This window comes from Izhakiella australiensis (assembly GCF_002006995.1).
GTDB lineage: Bacteria > Pseudomonadota > Gammaproteobacteria > Enterobacterales > Enterobacteriaceae > Izhakiella > Izhakiella australiensis.
On record NZ_MRUL01000009.1, the window covers coordinates 42,158 to 67,292 of the forward strand.

18 protein-coding genes are annotated in these 25,135 nt (G+C 54.9%); 12 read left to right on the plus strand and 6 right to left on the minus strand.

From position 1 onward, the window contains the following. Positions 1-328 precede the first annotated feature (328 nt). The 4 genes from BTJ39_RS13690 (at position 329) to pckA (ending at position 5,995) form a co-directional block, all read left to right on the plus strand. On the plus strand, positions 329-2,473 hold the full coding sequence (locus BTJ39_RS13690) for an IgaA/UmoB family intracellular growth attenuator (RefSeq protein WP_078003263.1): 2,145 nt from the start codon (positions 329-331) through the stop codon (positions 2,471-2,473). Positions 2,474-2,647: 174 nt separating this feature from the next. Then, positions 2,648-3,049, plus strand: coding sequence for a ribosome-associated heat shock protein Hsp15 (gene hslR, locus BTJ39_RS13695; RefSeq protein WP_078003264.1), 402 nt, complete (start codon positions 2,648-2,650; stop codon positions 3,047-3,049). 140 nt (positions 3,050-3,189) lie between these two features. After that, entirely contained in the window at positions 3,190-4,071 is an 882-nt protein-coding gene (gene hslO / locus BTJ39_RS13700) for an Hsp33 family molecular chaperone HslO (protein ID WP_078003265.1), read from the plus strand. Between the two features lie 304 nt (positions 4,072-4,375). Beyond that, positions 4,376-5,995 (plus strand): phosphoenolpyruvate carboxykinase (ATP), encoded by a 1,620-nt coding sequence (pckA, locus tag BTJ39_RS13705; RefSeq protein WP_078003266.1) that lies wholly within the window; start codon positions 4,376-4,378, stop codon positions 5,993-5,995. A gap of 43 nt (positions 5,996-6,038) precedes the next feature. On the opposite strand, the gene envZ is transcribed toward pckA, so the two are convergent. Then, positions 6,039-7,409, minus strand: a complete 1,371-nt coding sequence (gene envZ / locus BTJ39_RS13710) for a two-component system sensor histidine kinase EnvZ (RefSeq protein WP_078003267.1) — start codon at positions 7,407-7,409, stop codon at positions 6,039-6,041. Further along, entirely contained in the window at positions 7,406-8,125 is a 720-nt protein-coding gene (ompR, locus tag BTJ39_RS13715; protein ID WP_001157751.1) for an osmolarity response regulator transcription factor OmpR, read from the minus strand. Before ompR ends, envZ begins: the two co-directional genes overlap by 4 nt. Positions 8,126-8,543: 418 nt before the next feature. Between ompR and greB the strand changes: the two genes are divergently transcribed. The 6 genes from greB to BTJ39_RS13745 all read left to right on the plus strand — a co-directional run bounded on the left by greB (position 8,544) and on the right by BTJ39_RS13745 (position 17,870). Continuing rightward, the gene (gene greB, locus BTJ39_RS13720) at positions 8,544-9,020 is read left to right on the plus strand and encodes a transcription elongation factor GreB (RefSeq protein WP_078003388.1); all 477 of its coding nucleotides are present in this window, start codon (positions 8,544-8,546) and stop codon (positions 9,018-9,020) included. 414 nt (positions 9,021-9,434) lie between these two features. Next, positions 9,435-10,787, plus strand: coding sequence for a histidine-histamine antiporter (hdcC, locus tag BTJ39_RS13725; RefSeq protein ID WP_078003268.1), 1,353 nt, complete (start codon positions 9,435-9,437; stop codon positions 10,785-10,787). Positions 10,788-10,822: 35 nt separating this feature from the next. Next, complete coding sequence (locus BTJ39_RS13730) at positions 10,823-11,959, plus strand: histidine decarboxylase (RefSeq protein WP_078003269.1); 1,137 nt, start codon at positions 10,823-10,825, stop codon at positions 11,957-11,959. 174 nt (positions 11,960-12,133) lie between these two features. Further along, positions 12,134-13,396 (plus strand): histidine--tRNA ligase, encoded by a 1,263-nt coding sequence (gene hisS, locus BTJ39_RS13735; protein ID WP_078003270.1) that lies wholly within the window; start codon positions 12,134-12,136, stop codon positions 13,394-13,396. A 161-nt stretch (positions 13,397-13,557) separates the two neighbouring features. Continuing rightward, a complete protein-coding gene (locus BTJ39_RS13740; protein ID WP_078003271.1) occupies positions 13,558-15,402 on the plus strand; it encodes an ATP phosphoribosyltransferase regulatory subunit in 1,845 nt (614 codons plus the stop codon). A gap of 134 nt (positions 15,403-15,536) precedes the next feature. Continuing rightward, a complete protein-coding gene (locus BTJ39_RS13745) occupies positions 15,537-17,870 on the plus strand; it encodes a Tex family protein (RefSeq protein ID WP_078003272.1) in 2,334 nt (777 codons plus the stop codon). A gap of 100 nt (positions 17,871-17,970) precedes the next feature. Here BTJ39_RS13745 and BTJ39_RS13750 read toward each other — a convergent pair whose 3' ends face one another. Together BTJ39_RS13750 and bioH are read right to left on the minus strand one after the other, a co-directional pair. Beyond that, positions 17,971-18,237, minus strand: a complete 267-nt coding sequence (locus BTJ39_RS13750; protein ID WP_078003273.1) for a YdgH/BhsA/McbA-like domain containing protein — start codon at positions 18,235-18,237, stop codon at positions 17,971-17,973. Positions 18,238-18,475: 238 nt separating this feature from the next. Further along, a complete protein-coding gene (gene bioH / locus BTJ39_RS13755) occupies positions 18,476-19,246 on the minus strand; it encodes a pimeloyl-ACP methyl ester esterase BioH (protein WP_078003274.1) in 771 nt (256 codons plus the stop codon). Between the two features lie 34 nt (positions 19,247-19,280). On the opposite strand from bioH, the gene gntX reads away from it, so the two are divergent. Together gntX and nfuA are read left to right on the plus strand one after the other, a co-directional pair. Continuing rightward, on the plus strand, positions 19,281-19,964 hold the full coding sequence (gene gntX, locus BTJ39_RS13760) for a DNA utilization protein GntX (RefSeq protein WP_078003275.1): 684 nt from the start codon (positions 19,281-19,283) through the stop codon (positions 19,962-19,964). Positions 19,965-20,022: 58 nt separating this feature from the next. Next, the gene (nfuA, locus tag BTJ39_RS13765; protein WP_078003276.1) at positions 20,023-20,598 is read left to right on the plus strand and encodes a Fe-S biogenesis protein NfuA; all 576 of its coding nucleotides are present in this window, start codon (positions 20,023-20,025) and stop codon (positions 20,596-20,598) included. 22 nt (positions 20,599-20,620) lie between these two features. On the opposite strand, the gene malQ is transcribed toward nfuA, so the two are convergent. Together malQ and malP are read right to left on the minus strand one after the other, a co-directional pair. Continuing rightward, positions 20,621-22,699, minus strand: coding sequence for a 4-alpha-glucanotransferase (gene malQ, locus BTJ39_RS13770; RefSeq protein ID WP_078003277.1), 2,079 nt, complete (start codon positions 22,697-22,699; stop codon positions 20,621-20,623). Between the two features lie 12 nt (positions 22,700-22,711). Further along, positions 22,712-25,114 carry a maltodextrin phosphorylase gene (gene malP / locus BTJ39_RS13775; protein ID WP_078003278.1) on the minus strand — a complete coding sequence of 801 codons (2,403 nt, stop codon included), beginning with the start codon at positions 25,112-25,114 and terminating at the stop codon, positions 22,712-22,714. Between the last annotated feature and the right edge of the window lie 21 nt (positions 25,115-25,135).

Genomic DNA, 25,135 nt, shown 5'->3' on the forward strand with positions numbered 1-25,135 from the left:
GCCATTGCTGGAAGCCAATCGAAAGTGGCGATATTTTGACTTTTTCTGATACTTTCAACCTGTTACTACTCAAATTTAATGCCAGATGTCAACACAGACGGAACAAAATAGGACTATACCGATACCTCACAATCTATATGGTTGATAAGATTTGCTAAGGCATTATTATATAATTATTCTAATCTCATGATTTTATGCTTCTTTTTCATTATGCCAACGCTGAGTCCATACGGCCTGTTTGCGTGTACTGAATAAAATAACCAGTTATGACAAAGGCCTGTTTACTAGATTTACTCCTGAGGAGTCACTTGCCGCAGATGAGGGAAGCATGAATACAATAGCTCTTATAGTATTGCTTGTGCTTGTCTGTGCTCTGCTGATCGCTGGCTATTTCTGGTTCAAAGCACGTCGCCAGCCGAAACTGCCGGAACCTCAGCTGTTTCTCGATCCCGCGCATCGCAAGCTTACCTTCGACGAACAGCAGGCTATACAGCGCTATATTGACTCCCTTGAAAAACGTCGCCATGGCAACATTTTCCCTGATAGCTATCGCCGCCAGGTTGAAGATAAGCTGACGCTAACCTCACAAAGCCTTAACGTCTACCCGCTGACCCGTGCGATTACCCGCTATGGGCTCTCGACTGATGAGCCGGATAAATGGCGCTATTATCTGGATGAAGTTGAAGTTCACTTACCGCCGCAGTGGGAACAGTATATTGCCGATGAAAACTATGTTGAGCTGGTCAAAACTTATCCTGTTCCGTTAATTATCTCGTTAAATGGTCATACGCTGACTAATGACAATACTGAAAACGTTACGTTACCGCCGACGGTACCACCGGCAGGTCGCAATGCGTCTATTCGTCAGGAAGAGTTTGAAAATATTGAGCTGATCCGGGTACGTAAAGAGACGCTGCCGGAGCATGCGCTGAGCCGCTCGGACGGCACGCGCGAAGCGCTCGCTATCTGCGCTGCGCTGCTGCTGTTTTTTATCAGCCTGATAAGCCCACTGCTGCTGATGCCATGGCTGATTGCCGCTGGCGTAGTGATTGCCGCAGTCAGCGGTTGGTTTCTTTATCGCACGCCCGGTGAAAAATCGCTGCGCGATATCCACTGCCTGCGCGGCGCGCTGAAGCGCTGGGGGTTATTCAGCGAAGCTAACCAGAGCCAGATGAGCAATCTATCACTGGGAAGCATTGATCTTATTTATCCCTCACACTGGCAACCGTACGTTGCTAACGACCTGGGTCAGACCACTGACGTTGAAATCTATCTCAATCGCCAGGTGGTGCGCCAGGGGCGCTTCCTTTCTCTGCATGACGAGGCGCGGAATTTTCCCGTTCAGCGCTGGCGTAAAAACGTCGTGCTGGCGGCGGGGTCGCTGTTGGTTCTGGCGCTGCTGATTACCTGGATCCCCCTCAGCATGCCGCTCAAACTCAGCGTTGCCTGGGTTAAAGGCACCGAAAGTATTCGCGTAAACAACGTTGAGCAGCTGGAAAAAACCGCGCTGCATATCGGCGATCGCCTGCGTATCAATGGTTATGGCATGTGCTCGATTCCCGCCACCTACCAGGGAAATCGCAGCTATGCCTTTATGCCTTTTGACTGTTCGGCCGTTTACTGGAACAACGCCGCACCGCTTCCGCTACCGCAATCAGACATCATTGATAAAGCCACTGCGCTGCTCAACAGCACCAACCAGCAGCTGCATCCGCAAACGGCCACGGACCCCAAGCTCAACCCGCAACTGGCAACGGCGATTCAAAAATCGGGCATGATTTTGCTGGATGACTTTTCCGATGTGGTGTTAAAAACGCAGGATCTCTGTAGCCAACAGCAGGACTGCGTACGACTAAAGAATGCGCTGGTCAATCTGGGAAATGCTAAAGACTGGAGCTCGCTGGTGCGCCGGGCCGATTCCGGTTCACTCAATGGTATGAACGTTTTGCTGCGCCCGGTAAGTGCAGAAGCGCTGGAAAATCTGGTCAATACCGCAACCGCGTCGTTTTTCTACCGTGAAACCCGTCGGGCAGCCGATGCGCTTAACAGCCCACCGCCCGGCGGATTTTTAATTATGAGCGATGAAGGCTATCCATTGGTCAACCAGCCGGCACCGGCGGTATCTTTATTTGACTACAACGCGCCGGAGCAGTGGCCGGAGCTGCAACGCCTGGCGGGAATGTTACTGCATACTCCCTTCGCCGCTTCCGGTATTATTACCAATATCAGCGTAGATGCTAATGGCACGCAGCATATTGCGATACACAATGAGCCGGACACTATCACGCTCTGGCGCTATCTCGGCATCAGCCTGCTGCTGTGCATATTGCTGCTCAGCCTGATCATCAATAGCCTGTTAGCGCTGCATCGGGTTCATCGTAATCGCGTGCGGATGCAGAAAATACAGCAGTATTATGAAAGCTGCATGAACCATACTTTATCGCCGCCGCCACCCGTGAGTTCGCTATTCTGATGACAGAAAATGCCTAAGACGGGCTTTTTCACGCGCCTTAATGCAAACGTTGGATCGTCCGGGCTTGATATCCTATTTTTAACCCACACACTAGTAACCCGTCATCGCGTCAGGGGTCTATGCTAACCGCACCGGTCCGGCAACCAGCCAGGCCGGCCAGCGCAGGAACAGATTATGCAAGAAACGTCGGGCGAAGAGGTAAGGCTTGATAAATGGCTTTGGGCCGCACGGTTTTATAAAAGCCGCGCTATCGCCCGCGAAATGATCGATGGCGGCAAGGTCCATTATAATGGTCAGCGCTGTAAGCCCGGTAAGCTGGTCGAATGCAACGCCGAGTTGACGCTGCGTCAGGGTAATGACCAGCGGACGGTGATCGTCTGCGGTCTCAGCGATCAGCGCCGTCCAGCCAGCGAAGCTCAGCTTCTTTATCGTGAAACGGAACAGAGCATTGAGAAGCGGGAAAAGCTGGCGCTGGCGCGTAAAATGAACGCGCTTAGCATGCCGCATCCGGACCGACGGCCGGATAAAAAGGAGCGGCGGGATCTGCTCAGATTTAAAAATGGCGGTGAGGAATAAAGCCACTGTGCCTGCCGTTGCCGATGGGCGTTGCTGAAGCCGATAAGACCGCTACCCGGCCAGATAAAAATTCCGTGAACCCGCGAGGTCAGATTAGCAATAACGACGCACGGGCCGGTCGCAAAACATGAGAGAAAAATATGTCACATTCCGATCAGATACATCGTTACCTCTTTGAAAACTACGCCGTACGCGGCGAACTGGTAACGGTCAGCGAAACCTGGCAGGAAATAATCAAAGATCATGATTATCCTCAGCCCGTACAGCAGCTGCTGGCTGAACTGCTGGTCGCGACCAGCCTGCTGACTGCAACGCTGAAATTTGATGGTGACATAACCGTTCAGCTACAGGGTGATGGCCCACTGACGCTGGCGGTTATCAATGGCACCAATAATCAGCAGATGCGCGGCGTTGCGCGTATGCAAGGCGACATCGCGCCCGGCAGCAGCCTGAAACAAATGGTTGGTAAAGGCTATCTGGTGATTACCATCACGCCTTCACAGGGGGAACGTTACCAGGGCGTGGTTGGGTTGGAAGGCGATACCCTGGCCGCCTGCCTGGAAGATTATTTCATGCGTTCGGAACAGCTGCCGACCCGGTTGTATATCCATAGCCGAAGCGACGAGCAAAATGCCGGCGCCGGCGGCATATTGCTACAGGTTTTGCCGGCTCAGGACGCCGATAGCAATGACTTTGACCATCTGGCGACGCTGACCTCGACGCTCAAAACTGACGAGCTTCTCGACCTGTCCGCGCGCGACGTGCTCTGGCGCCTCTATCATCAGGAAGAGGTGACGGTTTACGATCCCCACCCAATCAGTTTTCACTGCTCATGCTCACGCGAACGCTGTGAGGAGGTGCTGAGAACGCTGCCAGCAGAGGAAGTCGACCAGATTTTACAGGAAGACGGTAAAATCGATATGCACTGCGATTACTGCGGCAGCCACTATATTTACGATGCCGTCGATATTGCGGCCCTGCGTAACGATGCGGCAGAGAGTGGCAGCGAGCGCACACATTAATCGCTGATAATCGCCGTCTTTAACCCCGGGAGCGTAACGCTCCCTTTTTTTGGCAGCTAAGCTGAAGCTTGCTGAAATTTATTTTTTAGGAGCATTCCTTAATAACTTTACTTTCTTAACCTACTAATTAACTGGAAATATTTATCTTCAGCTCATTTCAGCAATAATTTCTGCCTGACCTCTCATTTTCTGCGTTCGTATACCTCCGCGTCATGTGGGCAGGTGTAAACTGCGCGCGATCGCAGTGTTCATCCGATCGTGAGCCCTGCCTGTATTACCTCGTCATCGATAAAGGAGCAGTCACATGCGCGCTAACGACCTGGCCCCTCAGGACCTTGTTCAGTATGGCATTACGGATGCAACCGACGTCGTTCACAATCCTGATTACGACACATTGTTTGCCGAAGAAACCCGTTCAGACCTTCAGGGCTATGAGTGTGGCATCGTCACTACATCCGGCGCAGTTGCCGTCGATACCGGCATTTTTACCGGAAGATCGCCGAAAGATAAGTACATAGTGCGCGATGATACCACCCGCGACACGCTGTGGTGGAACGATCAGGGCAAAGGGAAAAACGATAATCAGCCACTTTCCCAACAAACCTGGGAGCGGCTGAAATCGCAGGTCACTCAGCAGCTATCTGGCAAACGTTTGTTTGTCGTCGATGCCTGGTGCGGCGCCAATCCTGATACCCGCCTTAGCGTAAGATTTATTACTGAAGTCGCCTGGCAGGCTCACTTTGTTAAGAACATGTTTATCCGCCCGGACGATGCCGCACTTGCTGATTTCAAGCCTGACTTTGTGGTGATGAATGGCGCCAAATGCACCAACCCTGACTGGCAGCAAGAAGGCCTGCATTCGGAAAATTTCGTCGCCTTTAACCTGACGGAAAAAATACAGCTGATTGGCGGCACCTGGTACGGCGGAGAAATGAAAAAAGGGTTGTTCACCGTGATGAACTACCTATTGCCGCTGCGGGGCATTGCCTCTATGCACTGCTCGGCCAACGTCGGCAAGAAAGGGGACGTTGCCGTATTCTTTGGCCTTTCCGGCACCGGGAAAACCACCCTGTCCACCGATCCAGCACGCCAGCTGATCGGCGATGACGAACACGGCTGGGACGATGACGGCGTATTTAACTTTGAAGGCGGCTGCTACGCAAAGACGATTAACCTTTCGGCCAGCGCCGAGCCGGAAATTTTCCAGGCTATTCGCCGCGACGCCTTACTGGAAAATGTCACCGTACGCGCCGACGGCAGCGTTGATTATGCTGACGGCAGTAAGACGGAAAACACCCGCGTTTCCTACCCGCTCTATCATATTGAAAACATCGTTAAGCCGGTGTCAAAAGCGGGCCACGCGCGCAAGGTTATTTTTCTTACCGCCGACGCCTTCGGCGTGCTGCCGCCAGTGGCGCGTTTAACGCCAGACCAAACGCAATACCATTTTCTCTCCGGTTTTACCGCAAAACTGGCGGGAACCGAACGCGGCATTACTGAGCCAACACCAACGTTCTCCGCCTGCTTTGGCGCGGCGTTCCTGACGCTGCATCCCACCCAATATGCAGAAGTGCTGGTCAAACGCATGCAGGCGGCAGGTGCTGAAGCATGGCTGGTCAATACCGGCTGGAACGGCGCAGGAAAACGCATTTCGCTAAAAGAAACCCGGACGATTATTAACGCAATACTTAACGATGAACTGCAGGACGCAGCGATGCAAACGCTGCCGGTTTTCAACCTGGCAATTCCGCAAACGCTGGCGGGCGTCGATAGCGCCCTGCTCGACCCTCGTACCAGCTGGTCATCGTCAGAAGACTGGGATCGGCACGCCCGGGATCTGGCGCAACGCTTCATTACTAACTTTGATAAATATACCGACACTCCCGCAGGGGCAGCGTTGGTAGCGGTGGGTCCGCAGCTTTAATCGGAAATTTTCCGATAAAAAAGGGAGCTCACGCTCCCTTTTTTTATTTCCCGGGTTTTTCTGCCGGCGGCGGCAACGCGCCGGAAGTACGCACATCCGGCATCGGCAGCCAGGCGCGAATGCGTAAGCCACCGTGCTCGCTGCTGCCAATGTCCAGCGCGCCCTGATGCGCATCGATAATACGCTGCACAATCGCCAGCCCCAGACCGGTTCCACTGGTACTGCGGGCGCTATCGCCGCGCACAAAAGGCTGAAACAAATGTTTAAGCTGCTCCGGTTTGATGCCCGGTCCGTCATCTTCAACCTGGAACCAGGCGCGCTGCAGTTCCGAGCCGGAACTGACTTTTATCCAGCCGTTACCGTAGCGGGCAGCATTGACCACCAGGTTTGCTACCGCGCGCTTTATCGACAGCGGATTAATATCCAGCATTAGCTCACCCTGCTGAATGCCGTTCTCAATCTCGCGCTCATAGCCGCTTTCAGCCGCCACCACTTCGCCCAGCACACCGTTCAGATCGGCTCTTTCCGTCTGGATCTCCTGACCAGTACGCAGATAATCGATAAATTGCTCAATAATGGCATTACATTCTTCGATATCTTTGTTGATAGATTCAGCCAGGTAACCGTCTTCCTCGCTCATCATTTCAGTCGCCAGACGAATGCGCGTCAGCGGCGTCCGCAGGTCGTGGCTGACGCCAGCCATCAGTAACGTACGGTCGTCGGCTAGCTGCTTCACTCCGGCCGCCATCTGATTAAAAGCACGCGTTACCGAGCGCACCTCTGACGCGCCATATTCGCGCAGCGGCGGGGGAATAATGCCTTTGCCAACCTGCAAAGCGGCATGCTCCAGATCCACCAGCGGTCGGTTCTGGATACGAATAAACAGCCAGGCGCCGCCAATCGCCAGCAGCATAATCGCCAGGGTATAGCGGAATAGCGGTGAGAAGTCGCCCTGATGAATTTCCGTTAGCGGTACCCGCACCCAGATATCAGGCTGCAACCAGGTTTTCAGCCAGACCACCGGCGAGTTTTTATTGACCTCAACCCGTACATCGGTTGGTCCGCCAAGCTGCTGTGCCATTTGCTGACTGAGGAACTCGTAATGCTGCGCCCAGCGCAATCCGCTCTCCTGAGCCGCTGCGTTGGTATAAAGCGAAATGCCCAGCTCGCGATATATCTCGCGCCGAAAAGCCGGAGGCACCTCCAGCTGCGTACCGTCTTCTAGCTGCAGCCGATCGGTCATTAACATACGCACTTCGTAGGCCAGCACCTTATTAAACTGCTGCAGGCTGGGAAGAATAGCGAAGTTAAGCACAACCAGATAGGTCGTTACCAGGCTGACAAACAGCAAGGTAACGATCAGCAACAGCGTACGAGCAAACGAGCTACGGGGCGAGAAACGCAGTCGCCTCATGCTTTACTGCCATCCGGCACAAAGACGTAGCCTAACCCCCATACGGTCTGGATATAGCGCGGATGGGCCGGATCTTCTTCAACCATACGACGCAGGCGCGAGATCTGTACGTCGATAGAACGCTCCATGGCGCTGTATTCACGGCCACGCGCGAGGTTCATCAGCTTATCGCGGGAAAGCGGCTCACGTGGATGGCTGACCAGCGCTTTCAGCACGGCAAACTCACCGCTGGTAAGCGGCATAGGTTCATCTTCGCGAAACATTTCGCGGGTGCCGAGATTCAGTTTGAATTTACCAAAGGCGATCACGGCTTCTTCCTGAGAAGGCGCGCCCGGTAGCTCATTGGCCTGGCGGCGTAACACCGCGCGAATGCGCGCCAGCAGCTCACGCGGGTTGAACGGTTTTGGAATGTAGTCATCCGCACCGATTTCCAGCCCGACGATGCGGTCAACCTCTTCCCCTTTCGCCGTCACCATAATAATGGGCATCGGGTTACTCTGACTGCGCAGACGACGGCAAATTGACAGACCGTCTTCACCGGGCAGCATCAGGTCAAGCACCATCAAATGGAAGGACTCACGCGTCAGCAGACGATCCATTTGCTCGGCATTCGCCACGCTACGAACCTGGAAACCTTGTTCCGTCAGATAACGCTCAAGCAGTGCGCGTAGACGCATGTCGTCATCTACAACCAGAATTTTGTAGTTTTCTTGCATTTCAATACTCCCAAAGGCGCAATTGCCTGAACCTGTATTCTCAAAAACTCCAGCGTTCGTGACAATTCATAATAGTTTATATTCTAGCCGAAATTGTTACAAAGCATATTAAACAGCAGCTTATCTTTATACTTTATGGGAAAAACGACACTTTTGCCGCCTAAAATCCATTAGCCGCGATAGCCATTTATTGTTAGTAATCAATCAACTTTCAGGGCGAAATCATTTCCACTACGCTGCAAACCCTATTTTCCCGATGCGTATGGCCGTTGACGGGCGCCCTGCCAGTAAAGCCCGCTATCATGTTGCCGTCTACACCGCTAAAATATACGTTTGGTATGCAGATGACAGCATCAACCACGTGGCGCTGACTGCATCCACCCCAATTTATCGTGAAAATTTACCGGGACTACTTGCCATGCCGACAAAAATCATCACCCGCGAAGGTTTCAATAAACTGCAGGAAGAGCATGATTATCTGTGGCGGGTTAAGCGTCCTGAAATAACTAAGATCGTCTCATGGGCAGCCAGCCTCGGCGATCGCTCGGAAAATGCGGATTACACCTACAATAAAAGACTACTACGCCAGATCGACCGCCGGGTGCATTTCCTGCGCAAGCTGATGCCCGCTCTGCAGGTCGTCGATTACTCCCCCCAGCAGGAAGGCCGCGTCTTCTTTGGCGCCTGGGTCACCATTGAAAATGACAGCGGCGCCAGCCGGCGCTTCCGGATTGCCGGCCCGGAAGAGATTTACGGTGAAAATAAAGACTACATTTCCATTGATTCACCGATGGCAAGAGCGTTGCTGAAAAAAGCCGTCGATGATGAATTCGAAGTCACGACGCCGGAAGGCGTGAAAAAATGGTATGTCGTTAGCATTGAGTACCCCAAATAATAGCGATTCAGATCCGCTGCGATAAGCGTTGCTTATCGGCTATATTCCCTCTGTCTTATCAGCGTAAAAATAACTATTAATCCCGCCATGTTTCCGCCACCAGCTAACAATCATTTAACGCTGGCATCACGTTATTAAACATCCTCTTTTTTATGCATCCCCCGCTGTCGAAATAAAACCATCCCACCGGTTAATTACGCCATATAAAAAAATACCTGCTGCGCTAATAAAAAAAGGGGACGGAGTTAAATTAAGAAAAACAGCTCAATTATTAATCATAAAGTTCGCCATCTTCGTTATTATCACCAAATAAAAATGACTTAGATCAAAAATAACCACCCACCTGCCCATAGAATCACCTGAAAATCGTTAACGGTCTTATCTCTGCACATTTTATCAAACAGGAACGAAATTATGGGAAAGGTAAGTTCTGCCTCCGCAACTAAAATGGGGGTCGTTGCCCTTACGCTGGTAACCGCCTCAAATATGATGGGCTCCGGCGTATTTATGTTACCAACCAACCTTGCTGGCGTCGGATATATATCCTTATGGGGTTGGTTATTTACCATTATCGGCGTTATTGCTATCGCGCTGGTATTTGCAAAAACCAGTCTACTGACGCCGCGCAACGGTGGCATCGTGGCCTACGCAAGCGATGCGTTTGGTCCGTTCATCGGTTTCCAGACGACCGTCTGCTACTGGATAAGCGCCTGGGTCGGTAACGTCGCCCTGCTGGTTGCCGGTATCGGCTACCTGAGCTACTTCTTTCCGGAGTTAAAAAATCCGCTATACGGCTGTATTGCGGCGATTGTTATTCTTTGGGGCTTTATTGCCCTTGCCAGCCTGGGGGCCAGAGCGGCGGGCCGCGCGCAATCTTTTACCGCCAGCTGCATGCTGCTAGTGGTGCTGGGCATCGGCGTCGTCGGCTGGTTCTGGTTCGACCCTAAAATGTTTAGCGCGGTGTATAACGGCACCGGAAAAAGCGACACTTCAGCGATTATTACCGCCGCCTCCATCGCGCTCTGGGGCTTTTTAGGCGTTGAATCCGCCGTGGTTTCAACCGGACAGGTCAATAATCCGGAAAAAACCGTCCCCCAGGCAACGGTCTATGGCCTGCTGATCGCCTCCGTCTGCTATGTCGGCAGCTGCTCGGTCATTATGGGGCTGGTGCCGCACGAAGAGCTGGTCAACTCCGCGGCGCCTTTTGCCGACGCCGCCCGGTATATGTTCGGCGAAACGGCGGGCAACATCGCTTCGGCGCTGAGCATCATCGCCTGCTTCGGCTCAATTTCCGGCTGGCTTATTTTGCAGTCAGAAGGCCCACGCGCTGGCGCGCAACAGGGACTTTTCCCGCAGTTCTTTGCCGATACCAATAAACACGACGTTCCGATGAAGAGCCTGATTTTCACCGGCGTACTGATGAGCGTGGTGCTGCTGCTCACCGCATCACCCAACCTTGCTCAGCAGTTCCAGGTGGTCATTCTGATGTCGGTCTTCGCCTCGCTTCTGCCCTATATGTATGCCCTGATTTCGCTGCCCATCATCATGGTTTCTAAAAAACAAAACCGCGGGCCGACCTTCATGTTTTACAGCGTCATGGTAGTGATTGGCATGATTTACAGCATTTTTGCCCTGCTGGGCGCCGGCAGCGACTCCATGTTCTGGGGCATCGTAATGATGATGATCACTATCCCCTTATTCTGCTTCGTTGCCGTCGGAAAAAACAAGAAAGGACAGGACATTCTCTATCTGGATAAAAAAGCCTGATTCACCTAATTCATATTTTACAAGGAGCTAAGAAAATGAATTTATCTATTAAAGATCAGAACAGACTCGACGCTTTCTGGGCATATTGTGTAAAGAACCAGTATTTTAATCTCGGCTATCCTGAGTCAGCCGATTTTGACTACACCATTCTGGAACGATTCATGCGCTTTTCAATTAATAATTGCGGGGACTGGGCTGAATACTGTAATTATCTGCTCAACTCTTTCCAGTTTGAGAAAGAGGTGATGGAGTTTTTTGCTGACCTATTTCATATTCCGTTTAAAGAAAGCTGGGGGTATGTTACTAACGGCGGCACCGAAGGCAATATGTTTGGCTGTTATCTCGCCCGCGAAATTTTTCCCGATGGCACGCTTTATTACTCGAAAGACACGCACTATTCGGTCGCCAAAATTGTTAAGCTACTACGCATCAAATCACGACTGGTCGAATCACAGCCTAATGGCGAAATCGACTATGATGACTTGATAAATAAAATCCAGTCTGACAATGAACCTCACCCTATTATCTTCGCCAACATCGGCACGACGGTAAGAGGCGCTATCGATAATATCGGCATTATTCAGCAGCGTATCGAACAGATCGGCATTCCGCGCGATGAATATTACTTACATGCGGATGCGGCCCTGAGCGGCATGATTTTACCGTTTGTCGACGATCCACAGCCTTTCACTTTCGCCGATGGCATCGACTCTATTGCCGTTTCCGGCCATAAGATGATCGGCTCCCCGATCCCCTGCGGTATTGTGGTCGCGCAGCGCAAAAACGTTGATCGCATCTCAGTGGAGATTGACTACATATCCGCCCACGACAAAACCATCACCGGCTCGCGCAACGGTCATACGCCGCTGATGATGTGGGAAGCAATCCGCAGCCGCAGCTTCAGCGACTGGCAGCGTCGTATCAAGCACAGTCTGGAAATGGCGCAGTATGCAGTCGATCGCTTCCACGTCGCCGGTATTGATGCCTGGCGCAATAAAAACTCCATTACCGTGGTCTTTCCCTGCCCTTCAGAAGCGGTGTGGAAAAAGCACTGCCTGGCGACATCCGGAGAGGTGGCACATCTCATCACCACCGCTCACCACCTCGACACCAGCAAGATCGATGAACTGATCGACGACGTAATCGCCGACCTTAACTTCCAGGCTGCCTGAAGAGGAGAAATAAAACCCTCCGTCGCACTGAAGCGTCGCCGCCATCAGCGCTAACGATGGCCGGCGACGCTGCCAACGCAGCGGTTTTCATCTCCTGATGCCAACCGCGAATAAAGGCGAAAAGACGCCTTGCCGAAGTCAGCGCCGGAATTTTATTGCGAAAAGGATAACGACATGAATAAGTTACAATCAATACGCGGTATGCGTGATGTTCTGCCTGATGAAACGCCCATGTGGCAATGGCTGGAAAGCAAATTCCGTCATATCGCCTATCGCTATGGCTATCAGGAAATGCGGCTGCCGTTACTGGAGCCGGTATCGCTATTTGAACGCGCCGTCGGCGAAACCACCGATATTGTGTCGAAAGAGATGTACAACTTCCTCGATAAGAACGGCGAGCACATCACGCTGCGACCAGAAGGCACCAGCGGCTGCATGCGTGCGGTGCTGGAAAATAATATGTGCTACAACAAAACACAGCGCCTTTGGTACCAGGGTCCGATGTTTCGTTATGAAAGGCCACAAAAAGGCAGGCTCCGCCAGTTTACCCAGTTCGGTGTTGAAGCCTTTGGCATGGCCGGTGCAGACGTTGATGCCGAACTGATCTTTATGGTCCGGGATCTGTTCAGGGAACTGGGTATTCTCAACCATGTCCGGCTTGAAATTAACTCACTCGGCACGCTGGAGGAAAGGAGAGAGCACCGCCGTGAACTGGTAAAATGGTTTGAACAACACCGTGAGCTGCTCGATGCGGATAGCCTGACCCGGCTTGAAGTGAATCCACTGCGCATTCTCGACAGTAAAAACCCTGAAATGCAGGAGATGATCGACCAGGCGCCACGCTTGCTGGATTATCTTCACGAAGCGTCGCGCGATCATTTTGAAACCCTGTGCCTGATGCTCGATAAAGCCGGGATTGCCTATAAGATCAACCCCCGTCTGGTACGCGGTCTGGACTACTACACCCGCAGCGTATTTGAATGGATCACCGATGCGCTCGGTTCCCAGGGGACAGTCTGCGGCGGCGGGCGCTATGACGGTTTGGCCCAGCTGTTCAGCGATAAACCGTTGCCGGCAAGCGGCTTCGCCATTGGCATTGAGCGGCTGCTGCTGCTGATCCAAACCGTAACCCATGACCATCATCCCGACTGGCATTTCAGGCCGGACGCGGTCATCACCAGCGAGCTTGACGATGATGGCGTACAGACGCTGATGCTGGCGGAAAGCCTGCGCCAGCAGCATAGCGCGCTAAATATTCTGGTCGACTGCAGCGGAGCGAAGCTCAAAAAACAGCACCAAACGGCGCTTAAAACTCACTGTAAGTACATTATTACGCTAAATAAAGACGACGAAATCCGCCTGTGGAACCTGAGCGATAACACCCAGACCGCTGTGGATGAAAAACAGCTTGCCGCTCAGCTAAGCAAACACACGTGATGGTCAATCTGGCGGCGTCGATCATTCTGCAAGACCGGCGCCCCGACACAGACCTGATAACCCGCCAACAGCACCCCAGTGCATACGCAATGTGAAGCGTAGACGCTGCGCACGCCATGATGCCGGAATAACGCTGGGCGGCGAAAAATTAAAAGGAAAACATGTCCAGAACCCGACGACTTTTTATCCAGGGCGTGCCGCATCTGATTGGCCTGCGCGGACACAATTACTCGCCGCTGTTTCAGGCGCCAGAAGACTACCATCAGTTTCTCAACGATCTGGATGCCGCCCTGGAACAGTTTGACGTCAGGCTGTATGCCTATTCTCTTGCGCCGGAGCATATCTTGCTGCTGCTGGAGTCAACGACCAAAGATATGCTCGGGCGTTTTATGCAGTCGCTTGGCCGCCACTACGTTCCCTGGTATAACCACCGCTATGGACGCCGGGGGACGCTATGGGACAACCGATTTCTTGCCAGCCCGGTCGAGCCTGATAGCTACTTTTTACTGGTAAAAAAATTCGTTGAACGCAGCAATCAAGGAAAAGAAGGCTATCACAGCTTTGCGGATACGCCTGCTGAACGCATCACCCGCCACAGCGTCTGGCTGGCATTGGCGACTACGCCGGAAGAGCGTAAAAAGAAGTATCAACAGCTTTACCAGCAACCGCCCAATACCGCGCTGACTAACCGATTTCAGTCTGCCCTTGGGCAAAACTGCCCCATCGCGACCGCCGGTTTCACCAAAGCTATGGAGCAGCAGTTGGGGAGATTGCTACGTCCGAGGCATTGCGGCCGGCCCCGTAAATATGAACGTAGCCAGGTTGAAGAATGGACCTGGCTGGAAAAACAGGCTGGTCATATCCTGCAACGCTATGGCTATAACGAAGTGCGCCTGCCGCTACTGGATGAGTGGGAAAAAGCGCTCGACGACCCGCCCTTCTCGCACGAGAACAACCCGGTTCCGTTGAATAATCAGGCCCTGCTTGCCGGCGACGGCACGCGCGGATGCCTAAGGCTACTGGCGCAGAATGCCAGACTGCCCGAACTCTGTAAGCTCTGGTATCAGGGAACGCTTTTCCGACGGCCGAATCAGTCGGCGCAGTTGAAGCCCAGCCCGCAGCTTGGCGTTGAAGCGTTTGGCTATCCCGGTGTGGCTATTGAGCTTGAACAGATTATTTTGCAATACCGCTTTTTCCAGTTTCTCAAGCTGGACGGCTACGCGGAGCTGCGGATTAACAACCCAGGAACGTCAGAGGAGTATCAACGCTTCCGCCATGCCCTGCTTAATTATTATTATCCGATCCGCCACCTGCTCACCGATGCGCAGAATGCATTGCTGAATAGCCAGCCTGAACAGCTGCTGATGGACAAAGACAGCCTGCTGCAACGGCTGGCGGCTACCGCGCCATCGCTTACTCATTTTATCTCCACCGCATCCAGAAAGCGTTTCGAGCATCTCTGCAACGGCCTGAATCGCATGGGGGTGCCCTGGATGCTTGATGAAAATATGTATCCCACCAATGATTACTGCCACCTGGTGGTGGAATGGCATAACGAGCGCAACGCCGATGCAGGCTTACTGTGCCGCGGCGGGCGCTATGATGGCTGTGCCAGCAGGGTCACCGGGCGGCAAACTTTCGCCTGCGGGTTTGCATTCATGCTGGAACCCATTATGCAATTACTGCACGAAGTGCGACGCCCCACCCTACCCGCCAGGAAAGTGGATATTATTCTGATACCGGCACAAAGCCACGCGCACTCCCTCACGTTGCATATTGCCGATCAGATACGGCAAGGCTATCCGGATCTCAGCATCGCCAGCGACTTCTCTGGCCTGAAAGCCGCCACCCGGGAAAAAAACGCCTGCCGTCAGGGCGCACGCTTTATTGTTACCGTCGATGATGAACGACAGCAGGTTGTGCTCAACGATCTGGAAAAACAGCGCCAACAGCAGCTCTCCCCGCAGGCGCTACTGATGGAGTTACGCAGCGCGGCAATGCTGTAGGCGCGCCATTCCAGCGCCCGCAATCTGCGTTTTAACAGTAAGAATCCGGTGAAAGCACGGCTAACGGCTGGCATTTTATCTCTCCAATCCGTATAACTGTCCCCTGTTTCTTTAGCCACTAAGTATCCGCAAAGATGAGTCATTCGCTGAGCCGTATTATCGCAACCGAATTGCACGTCCGGGACGAACAGGTTGAAGCCGCCGTTCGTTTGCTGGATGAAGGGAATACCGTGCCGTTTGTGGCACGCTATCGTAAAGAAGTCACCGGAGGGCTGGACGATACCCAGCTGCGCCAGCTGGAAACCCGCCTCGGCTATTTGCGCGAGCTGGAAGAGCGACGCCAGACAATCCTCAAATCCATTGAAGAGCAGGGCAAGCTGACAGACGAGCTGGCCAGTGCAATAAGCGGCACGCTCAGCAAAACCGAACTGGAAGATCTCTACCTGCCCTATAAGCCCAAACGTCGCACCCGTGGGCAGATTGCGATCGAAGCGGGACTGGAACCGCTGGCGGACAGCCTGTGGCAGGATCCTTCCCAGCAGCCGGAAAGCCTGGCGCAACGCTACATCGATAGCGAGAAAGGCGTTGCCGATAGCAAAGCCGCGTTGGACGGCGCACGCTATATCCTGATGGAACGCTTTGCTGAAGATGCCGGTCTGCTGGCTAAAGTGCGTAATTACCTGTGGAAAAACGCACATCTGGTGGCCAAAGTGGTCGACGGCAAAGAGGAAGCCGGCGCTAAATTCCGCGACTACTTCGATCACCATGAGGCGCTGTCCACCGTCCCGTCCCATCGGGCGCTGGCCATGCTGCGCGGTCGTAATGAAGGGGTGTTACAGCTTTCTCTCAATGCCGATCCGCAGTTTGACGAAGCGCCTCGTGAAAGCCAGGGCGAGCAGATCATCATCAGTCATCTTAATCTACGATTGAACAATGCCCCGGCCGATAGCTGGCGGCAGGCCGTCGTCAGCTGGACATGGCGCATCAAGGTGCTGCTGCATCTGGAAACCGAGCTGATGGGCGTGGTGCGTGAAAGAGCCGAAGAAGAGGCGATTAACGTTTTTGCCCGCAATCTGCACGACCTGCTGATGGCCGCGCCGGCCGGTCAGCGCGCTACCATGGGATTGGACCCCGGACTGCGCACCGGTGTAAAAGTCGCGGTTGTCGATGCAACCGGCAAGCTGGTCGCCACGGATACCATTTATCCGCACACCGGCCAGGCCGCCAAAGGGGCAACGGTGGTGGCCGCTTTATGCGCTAAACACCAGGTGGATCTGGTTGCCATCGGTAACGGCACGGCTTCCCGTGAAACCGAACGCTTCTTCCTCGATGTACAAAAACAGTTCCCGCAGATTCAGGCGCAAAAAGTTATCGTCAGCGAGGCGGGCGCCTCGGTATATTCCGCTTCGGAATTAGCCGCGCTGGAGTTCCCCGACCTTGACGTTTCGCTGCGCGGTGCGGTTTCGATCGCCCGTCGGCTGCAGGACCCGCTGGCTGAGCTGGTCAAAATCGAACCTAAATCAATCGGCGTCGGTCAGTATCAGCACGACGTCAGCCAGAGCCAGCTGGCTAAAAAGCTGGACGCGGTCGTAGAGGATTGCGTAAACGCCGTCGGCGTTGATCTGAATACCGCCTCCGTCGCCCTGCTCACCCGGGTTGCCGGCTTAAGCAAAATGATGGCGCAGAACATCGTGACCTGGCGTGACGAAAACGGCCGCTTCCAGGATCGCCAACAGCTGCTGAAAGTGAGCCGACTCGGCCCCAAAGCCTTTGAACAGTGCGCCGGCTTTTTACGTATCGGCCAGGGCGACAACCCGCTGGATGCCTCCACCGTTCACCCGGAAGCGTATCCGGTGGTTGAGCGCATAATGGATGCCACCCGCAAGACGATCAAAGAATTGATGGGCAATGGCGATGCGCTGCGCGCTATCAAGGCCGTCGATTACACCGATGAACGCTTCGGCCTGCCCACCGTCAGCGACATCCTTAAAGAGCTGGAGAAGCCGGGACGCGACCCGCGACCTGAATTCAGAACGGCGCAGTTTGCCGAAGGTATTGATACGCTCAACGACCTTCAGCCCGGCATGATTCTGGAAGGCGCGGTAACCAACGTGACCAACTTTGGCGCTTTTGTAGATATCGGCGTCCATCAGGATGGTCTGGTACACATCTCATCGCTGTCGGATAAGTTCGTTGACGATCCGCACAAGGTGGTGAAAGCGGGTGATATTGTTAAAGTCAAAGTGATGGAAGTGGATATTCCGCGTAAGCGTATTGCACTGACCATGCGTCTTGATGAACAGCCTGGCGAGAGCGCCAGCCGGCGAGGTGGTTCCAACTCAGCGCCGCGCGAGAACAATCGCGCACAGCAAAACAGTAAGCCACGCGGGCGCACCAGCCCCGCTCCGGCAGCGGGTAACAGCGCCATGGGCGATGCGCTAGCCGCAGCGTTTGGTAAGAAACAGTAATCGACTGCAACCACAAAGGGGGTCGGTTAACGGCTCCCTTGTGGTCGCGTCAGGTCGTACCATTGTTACGGGCAACGTGCCCGGCAGCGAGCGCCAGGCGTTATTTATACACCTCGGCGGTGGCGTGAAGGTGCCCTTTACCGGCAGCAGCAATAATCACATAGTACTTGCCGCCTTTCTCATCTGCTTTTTTAGCAAGATGCTGCTTGGCATCCATCGGATCGAGGGTAGAGTTGGTATCGACGGTGCCAATCATTTCCAGCTTCATCTCTTTGGCTTTTTCGCGCGAGATCTCCTGAGCGGCAAAAACGCTGAAAGACAAGGTGCTGATAATAGCGGCGGCGGTAAGGGATTGAAGCAGTTTCATATTATCTCTCCTGAGAAAATTACGTCCATACAGAGCTATCTGCCCTGGCGGCAAACCTTTGCCATTACGAGAGCAACCCTGCTCCGTTTAATAGTTGTAGCTGCAAACTATAAAAAAATACAGCAAAACGTCGGCCGGAAATGTTGCGATTTATCGTTTCAGCGTTATTTTGCTGACAAACCCGCAACGGCCGATTTTCCCCGCAGCAAATCAGTGCCATCGGGCAGCGCGGCGGCGACTAGCTGTCGGCAATAAATGCCAGTAAGCAATCGCAAAACTGCTCGGGATGCGAAATGAAAGGTGCATGGGCGGCCTGCGCGATCACCTGGCTTTGACTCTCCGGCCAGCGCTCGTCCAGCAGCTGCGCTACCCGCCTTGGCACCAGGCCATCCAGGTAGCCGTAGATACGTAGCAATGGCGTCGGAAAATCATCCATCGCAGCCCGCAGATCGACTTTTTTCAGGATTTCCAGGCCGCCGTTCAGCACCTCCACCGCAGGAGCGGACTGAGCCAGCACAGTTTGTTTAAGCTGTCGCGCATCCTGACGCGCATTGTGGGTTCCCAGAGTCTGCAGGGCCAGAAATCGTTCCACCGTACGCTGGTAGTCCTCGCTGAGCTGCTGCTGAAAATCTCCCAGCGTATGGGGTTTAATACCCGGCCACGCATCCTCAGCCGCAAAGCAGGGCGAGGAAGCCACGGTAATCAGCGCCGATACCCGTTCCGGCGCCTGCAAGGCCGCCTCGCTCGCGACCAGACCACCCAGCGACCAGCCCAGCCAGATAGCCCGCTCTGGCGCCCGCGCCAGCAGCGTCTCCGCCATCTGCGACAGCGACATCGCTCCAAATCCCTGACTGCGGCCATAGCCCGGCAGGTCCACAAGGTGCAGACGAAATTGCGCGCTAAGTCGCGGCACGATGTCGTGCCACACCTCTGCGTTCAATCCCCAGCCGTGCAGCAGCACAAAATCGCGATCGCCACTGCCCGTGGTGTGCCAGTGAAGGGAGGTCATCGGTTATGGTCCTTGTTTTAACTGTGAGGCCACTATGCTAACAATCCCTGCCTGCTGTTGGCTATGCCAGATGCCGCTGCGCCTGCCGCAGCACGGTATATGCAGCGTTTGCCTGAAAGCGCTTCCTGCGCCGCCGCCGGTGTGTCCCTGCTGTGGCCTTCCGGCCAGCAAGAACGACGCGCCCTGCGGGCGCTGCCAGCTACACCCGCCGCCCTGGCAGCGAATGATTCTGGTCAGCGATTACTGCGAGCCCCTGCGTAAGCAGGTTCATCAACTGAAATTTTCCCAGGGAACAGCACGTGCGGTAATGCTTGCCCGGCTGATTCTGCTAACCTGGTTAACAGCACGACGCCAGCGCGCTTTGCCGCGTCCTGATCTTATGCTGACGGTACCGCTGCACCACCGGCGAGCGCTGAAGCGAGGCTATAACCAGCTGGCACCGTTGGCGAAGCAGCTGTCGCACTGGACCGGCATTCAATGGCGGCCTGAGGCATTGACCCGCTGGCGGGCCGGTAAGGTGCAGCACCGGCTCAGCGCCAGCGCACGCAGACGCAACCTGCGCGGAGCCTTCCGCCTTGAAATAGACGTTAATGGCCGTCATATCGTGCTGCTTGACGACGTAGTCACCACCGGCAGCACCGTCGCGGAGCTAAGCCGCCTGCTGATGCGGGCGGGCGCGGCCAGCGTCGAGATTTGGTGCCTGTGCCGAACCTTGTGAAGCGTTCGGCATCGGCGTATAATAACTGAGTAATTTAGTCAACTATTGAGCAATCACCATGATCCGTATTACTGATGCAGCACAAGAACATTTCGCCAAACTGCTTTCAAATCAGGAAGAAGGCACCCAGATTCGTGTGTTCGTTATCAATCCGGGTACGCCGACGGCAGAGTGCGGAGTCTCCTACTGTCCGCCGGATGCGGTGGAAGCAACCGATACTGAACTGAAGTTTGAAAAGCTATCAGCCTACATAGATGAGCTGAGCGCGCCCTATCTGGAAGATGCCGAGATTGATTTCGTCACCGACAATCTTGGCTCCCAGCTCACGCTGAAAGCGCCAAACGCTAAAATGCGCAAGGTCGCCGACGATGCGCCGCTTATTGAGCGCGTTGAATACCAGCTTCAGGCGCAGATCAACCCACAGCTTGCCAGCCACGGCGGCCGCGTTTCGCTGATGGAGATTACCGACGAAGGTTACGCCATTCTGCAATTTGGCGGCGGCTGTAACGGCTGTTCAATGGTCGATGTCACGCTGAAAGAAGGCATTGAAAAAGAACTGCTGAATACCTTCCCTGAGCTGAAAGGCGTGCGCGATCTGACCGAACACCAGCGCGGCGAGCACTCCTTCTACTAAGCCGGCAACACCGCAGCGATGTTTATCGCTGCGGTTTTTTCTGCCGCCGTCGGCGATCGACCGCCGTCACCAGCGTTTTTATCTCTTTATTGGCGAAAATAGCCTCCAGCGGCTGGCTCAGCTTGCGCCGCCAGTTTGGGTATTCATCCACCGTTCCCGGCACGTTGACAGGTAAGTGCATCGCCAGCCAGTCCTCAGGCTGCAATCCCAGCAACGCGGACTCGGTCTGCGCCAGAAACAGGTGCATTCCCCGACGTAAGTTCGTCGACATCGCCATGCGTCCGGCATCCTTTCCCACTGACGAGGGCAGGCAACCGGCCTGATGCAGAGCGTTAAGCAACGCCTGTTTCTGACGGGCGCGGTTTTCCAGCAGCGACTGATATACCCCGGCATCCGGATACATCCCAAGCCCGGCCCCCAGCTGTAAGTCACCTCCGGTCCAGAACCCTTCCAGGGTGGGCAGATCGTGCGTGCTGGCGCTGGCAATAGCCTGGCGCGCCCAGCCTGACGGGGGGCGATAGCGGCCCGCCGCAGTCTGCTCAAACCACAGCACCTTCCATGAATAGATAGCGCAGCGGCGAAGTTTGCTGACGATTTCTTGCGGCACGGTGCCCAGATCTTCGCCAATCACCATACAGTGATGACGCTGACTTTCCAGCGCCAGAATCGCCAGCAGATCATCGACCGGATAGCGTACATAAGCCCCATAATCGGCGCTTTTCCCCTGAGGAACCCACCATAATCGCAACATCGACATCACATGGTCGATGCGCAATGCGCCGCTGCTGGCCATATTGGCGCGCAGCAAATCGATAAATGGCTGATAGCCCCGCGCCTGCAAAACCTGAGGATGGACCGGCGGCAGGCACCAGTTCTGACCGAGCGGGCCGAGGGGGTCCGGCGGCGCGCCGACCGATGCTGCCATGCAGTAAAGCTCGCGATCGCACCAGGTTTCACTGCCGCCCTGTGCCACGCCCACGGCCAGATCGCGATAAAGGCCAATGGTCATTCCACTTTGTCGACATACCTGCCAGCAGCGATCGTATTGCCGCTGTGCCAGCCACTGCAACCATTGATAAAATCTGAGCTCATTTTGCCGCGACTGACAGAACGCTTTCACCGCCGCGCTGTTGCCGTGGCGCAGCGCTTGCGGCCACTGCTGCCAGTCGCTACCGGCGTTCCCGGCGCTCACCTGTTCAGCCTGCACCACGTCATACGCCGACTGCTGCCACAAACTTTCGCCACCGTGCTCAATGAAGGCGGCAAAAGCGCGGCGCTCATCATCATCCTCGCGACGCTGAGAGAAATGTTGCCAGGCATGGCGTAGCGCGGTCATCTTCAGCGCTGCGACCGCCGTGTAATCGACAAACGGCGTTTCGCGCGCCGCCTGTAGCTGCCGCTGAGTGTTGTCGCTTTGCCACCAGCGCTGCGCTGCATGACTGCGCAGAAAATCTTCAACCGCCGGTACCTCGATATAGCTGATATTAAGCCAACGGCGGGATGAGGGACTGTAAGGGCTGGCCTGTTCCGGCAGCGCCGGATAGAGCGCATGCAGCGGATTGAGGCCAATGAAATCCCCACCCCAGCCGGCCACCTGGCGGATCAGCTGCTGCAAATCGCCAAAATCGCCCATTCCCCAGTTAGTGGCAGAGCGCAGGGTGTAAAGCTGCACCATTACGCCCCAGCGTTTCTCACCGGCCTTCATTTCTGCGGGTTGATAACAGCGCGCTGGCGCGATAATAATCCGACAGTGCCAGCATTGCTCCTGCCGGGTCAGGGTCAGTTGGTGATACCCCAGCGCCAGCGCATCCGGCAGTTTTATTTCGCCGTTATCCTGCACGCTCCCCTGCCAGCGTCGGCCCTGCTCGCTGACCAGCTGCCAGTCGCCGGCGCCGCTAACCGTCAGGTAATTGCCACGTCGGCGCGTGAAGACCTTCACCGGCGGCAGAGGCCCGGCTTCTGCAACAGTCGTCCGGGCCATAGCTGCCAGCAGCAACGTGATGCTTTCATCACTGACCGTCAGCGCCTCGCCTTTAGCCGAACGATATTGGGTGGCGATGCCGGCCGCCAGAGCGGCCTGTTCAAGCTCCGGGCTATTCATGTTTGCTCCTGCTCAACGTTTGGCCTGCCAGATGCGCTGCTGATAGTCGCTGATCGCCCGGTCGGCGCTAAAAAAGCCGGTGCGCGCCGTATTCAGTATCGCTTTGCGCGTCCAGCTTTCGCTGTCCAACCACAGCTGGTCCACGCGCTGTTGTGCTGCGCAGTATGACGCGAAGTCCGCCAGCACCAGCCAGGGATCGCCGCCCTTTGTCAGGCTGTGTAGCAGCGGGGCAAACGCCTGTTTGTCTTTCTGACTGAAAACGCCCTTTTCCAAATCTCTCAGCAGGCTGTCGAGATGCTTATCCTGCTTGCGCAGCTTGCGCGGATCGTAGCCCTGTTGCTTGAGCGCTTTTACTTCATCCACGCTGTGACCAAAGATAAAGATGTTCTCCTCGCCCACCTGTTCAGCGATTTCCACATTGGCGCCATCCAGGGTGCCGATGGTCAACGCGCCGTTCAGCGCCAGCTTCATATTACCGGTGCCGGACGCCTCATAGCCGGCGGTTGAGATCTGCTCTGAGAGATCCGCCGCCGGAATAATCATCTCCGCGGCGCTGACGCGGTAATCAGGAATAAGCACCACCTTCAGCCAGTCGGCCGCGCGCGGATCGTTATTAATGACCTGCGCCACCTTATTGATGGCGTAAATGATATTTTTCGCCAGTACATAGCCCGGAGCGGCCTTGGCGCCGAATATAAATACCCGCGGCACCCGCTGCGCGTTAGGGTTATCAAGCAGCATCCGATAGCAGTGCAGAATGTGCAGCAAGCCGAGATGCTGGCGCTTATATTCATGCAGCCGCTTGATCTGCACGTCAAACATCGCCTGCGGGTCGACAATTATCCCGGTACAGGTTTGGATATAGTCTGCCAGTTGCCGTTTGTTCTGCTGCTTAATCTCACGGTAGCGCTGGCGGAACGCTTTTTTGCCCGCGTGTTTCTCCAGGCTGAGCAGTTGCTCAAGATCGTTGGCCCATTCAACGTTCAGCGTCTGATCAATCAGCGACGCCAGCGCCGGATTACACTGCTTGAGCCAGCGACGCGGCGTTATGCCATTCGTGACGTTATGAAATTTTTGCGGCCACAGCTGGTGATATTCCGGGAACAGATCTTTCACCACCAGGCCGGAGTGCAGCGCCGCTACGCCATTCACCGCAAACCCGCTGACCACGCACAGGTTAGCCATGCGCAGCTGACGATCGTGCAACACGGCAACCTTTTCCCATACCGCATCATCCCCCGGCCAGGTTTGCCTCACCAGCGCATGAAAGCGTTTATTGATCTCTTTCACGATCTGATGATGGCGCGGCAGCAGCTTCCGTACCAGGCGCTCATCCCACTTCTCCAGCGCTTCCGGCATCAGGGTATGATTGGTGTAGGCAAACAGGCGGCTGGAGATGTGCCAGGCCGCATCCCAGTCGAGCTGGTGCTCATCCAGTAGCACCCGCAGCAGTTCAGGAATTGCGATGGTCGGATGGGTATCGTTGAGCTGAATCACCTCAAAGTCCGGCAGCTGCTGCAGCGTACGGCCTGCCAGATGGTGGCGACGCAGGATATCGGCGATCGCACAGGCGCACTGGAAGTATTGTTGCATCAGCCGCAGCGCCTTACCTTCATCATGATTATCATTGGGATAAAGCACCTGGGTCAGGCTTTCCGCGTTAACGCCATCTTCTGCGGCTTTAAGGTATTTACCGTCGTTAAAACGCGTCAGATTAAACGGCTGCGGGCTTCTGGCGCGCCATAAGCAGAGGGGCAGCGTCACGCCGTTGCGATAGCCGACGATCGGCAGTTCCCAGGCTTCGCCGGTGAACCAGCGATCAGGCTGCCAGAGCGGCTTACCCTCTTCGGTTTTAATCACGCTGCCGCCGAGGCCAACCCGCACATCGCGTGCGCGGTTGTAGTGAAACCAGGGATAGCGATCGCGGTGCCAGTCATCAGGCGCCTCTTTTTGCTGGCCGTCATCAAATGACTGGCGAAAAAGGCCATACTGATAATTCAGACCGTAGCCAGTTCCCGGCTGGCCTCGGGTCGCCATGGCATCAAGATAGCAAGCCGCCAGGCGTCCGAGTCCCCCATTGCCCAGCGCAGGGTCCACTTCCTGTTCCAGCAGATCGCTCAATGAAATCTCATAGGGTTCGAGCAGCGCGGCAACGTCGTTATACCAGCCAAGGTTAAGCAGGTTATTACCGGTCAGTCGGCCAACCAGAAACTCCATGGAAAGATAGTTTACGTGGCGCTGCGCCCGACGCGGTTTCACCTGCGGCAGAGCAGCCAGCTGTTCTGCCAGCGCGCCGCTGACGGCCTGCCACCACTGCTGTTGCGTCATCGCCTGCGCGCAGGTTACTCCAAACTGCTGCCACTGCCGTGTCAGCGCGGCGGCAAAACGCGACTTACTGAATTTTTGCTGCGACATTTGATCCCTCTTTCACTGAGA

What these genes read in the sequence shown, in the direction of transcription:
- gntX (WP_078003275.1), top strand. Translation starts at nt 19,281, where the DNA reads ATGCTAACAATCCCTGCCTGCTGTTGGCTATGCCAGATGCCGCTGCGC.
- BTJ39_RS13750 (WP_078003273.1), bottom strand. Translation starts at nt 18,237, where the DNA reads ATGAAACTGCTTCAATCCCTTACCGCCGCCGCTATTATCAGCACCTTG.
- BTJ39_RS13730 (WP_078003269.1), top strand. Translation starts at nt 10,823, where the DNA reads ATGAATTTATCTATTAAAGATCAGAACAGACTCGACGCTTTCTGGGCA.
- bioH (WP_078003274.1), bottom strand. Translation starts at nt 19,246, where the DNA reads ATGACCTCCCTTCACTGGCACACCACGGGCAGTGGCGATCGCGATTTT.
- hdcC (WP_078003268.1), top strand. Translation starts at nt 9,435, where the DNA reads ATGGGAAAGGTAAGTTCTGCCTCCGCAACTAAAATGGGGGTCGTTGCC.
- ompR (WP_001157751.1), bottom strand. Translation starts at nt 8,125, where the DNA reads ATGCAAGAAAACTACAAAATTCTGGTTGTAGATGACGACATGCGTCTA.
- BTJ39_RS13690 (WP_078003263.1), top strand. Translation starts at nt 329, where the DNA reads ATGAATACAATAGCTCTTATAGTATTGCTTGTGCTTGTCTGTGCTCTG.
- BTJ39_RS13745 (WP_078003272.1), top strand. Translation starts at nt 15,537, where the DNA reads ATGAGTCATTCGCTGAGCCGTATTATCGCAACCGAATTGCACGTCCGG.
- hslR (WP_078003264.1), top strand. Translation starts at nt 2,648, where the DNA reads ATGCAAGAAACGTCGGGCGAAGAGGTAAGGCTTGATAAATGGCTTTGG.
- hslO (WP_078003265.1), top strand. Translation starts at nt 3,190, where the DNA reads ATGTCACATTCCGATCAGATACATCGTTACCTCTTTGAAAACTACGCC.
- greB (WP_078003388.1), top strand. Translation starts at nt 8,544, where the DNA reads ATGCCGACAAAAATCATCACCCGCGAAGGTTTCAATAAACTGCAGGAA.
- pckA (WP_078003266.1), top strand. Translation starts at nt 4,376, where the DNA reads ATGCGCGCTAACGACCTGGCCCCTCAGGACCTTGTTCAGTATGGCATT.
- hisS (WP_078003270.1), top strand. Translation starts at nt 12,134, where the DNA reads ATGAATAAGTTACAATCAATACGCGGTATGCGTGATGTTCTGCCTGAT.
- nfuA (WP_078003276.1), top strand. Translation starts at nt 20,023, where the DNA reads ATGATCCGTATTACTGATGCAGCACAAGAACATTTCGCCAAACTGCTT.
- malP (WP_078003278.1), bottom strand. Translation starts at nt 25,114, where the DNA reads ATGTCGCAGCAAAAATTCAGTAAGTCGCGTTTTGCCGCCGCGCTGACA.
- malQ (WP_078003277.1), bottom strand. Translation starts at nt 22,699, where the DNA reads ATGAATAGCCCGGAGCTTGAACAGGCCGCTCTGGCGGCCGGCATCGCC.
- envZ (WP_078003267.1), bottom strand. Translation starts at nt 7,409, where the DNA reads ATGAGGCGACTGCGTTTCTCGCCCCGTAGCTCGTTTGCTCGTACGCTG.
- BTJ39_RS13740 (WP_078003271.1), top strand. Translation starts at nt 13,558, where the DNA reads ATGTCCAGAACCCGACGACTTTTTATCCAGGGCGTGCCGCATCTGATT.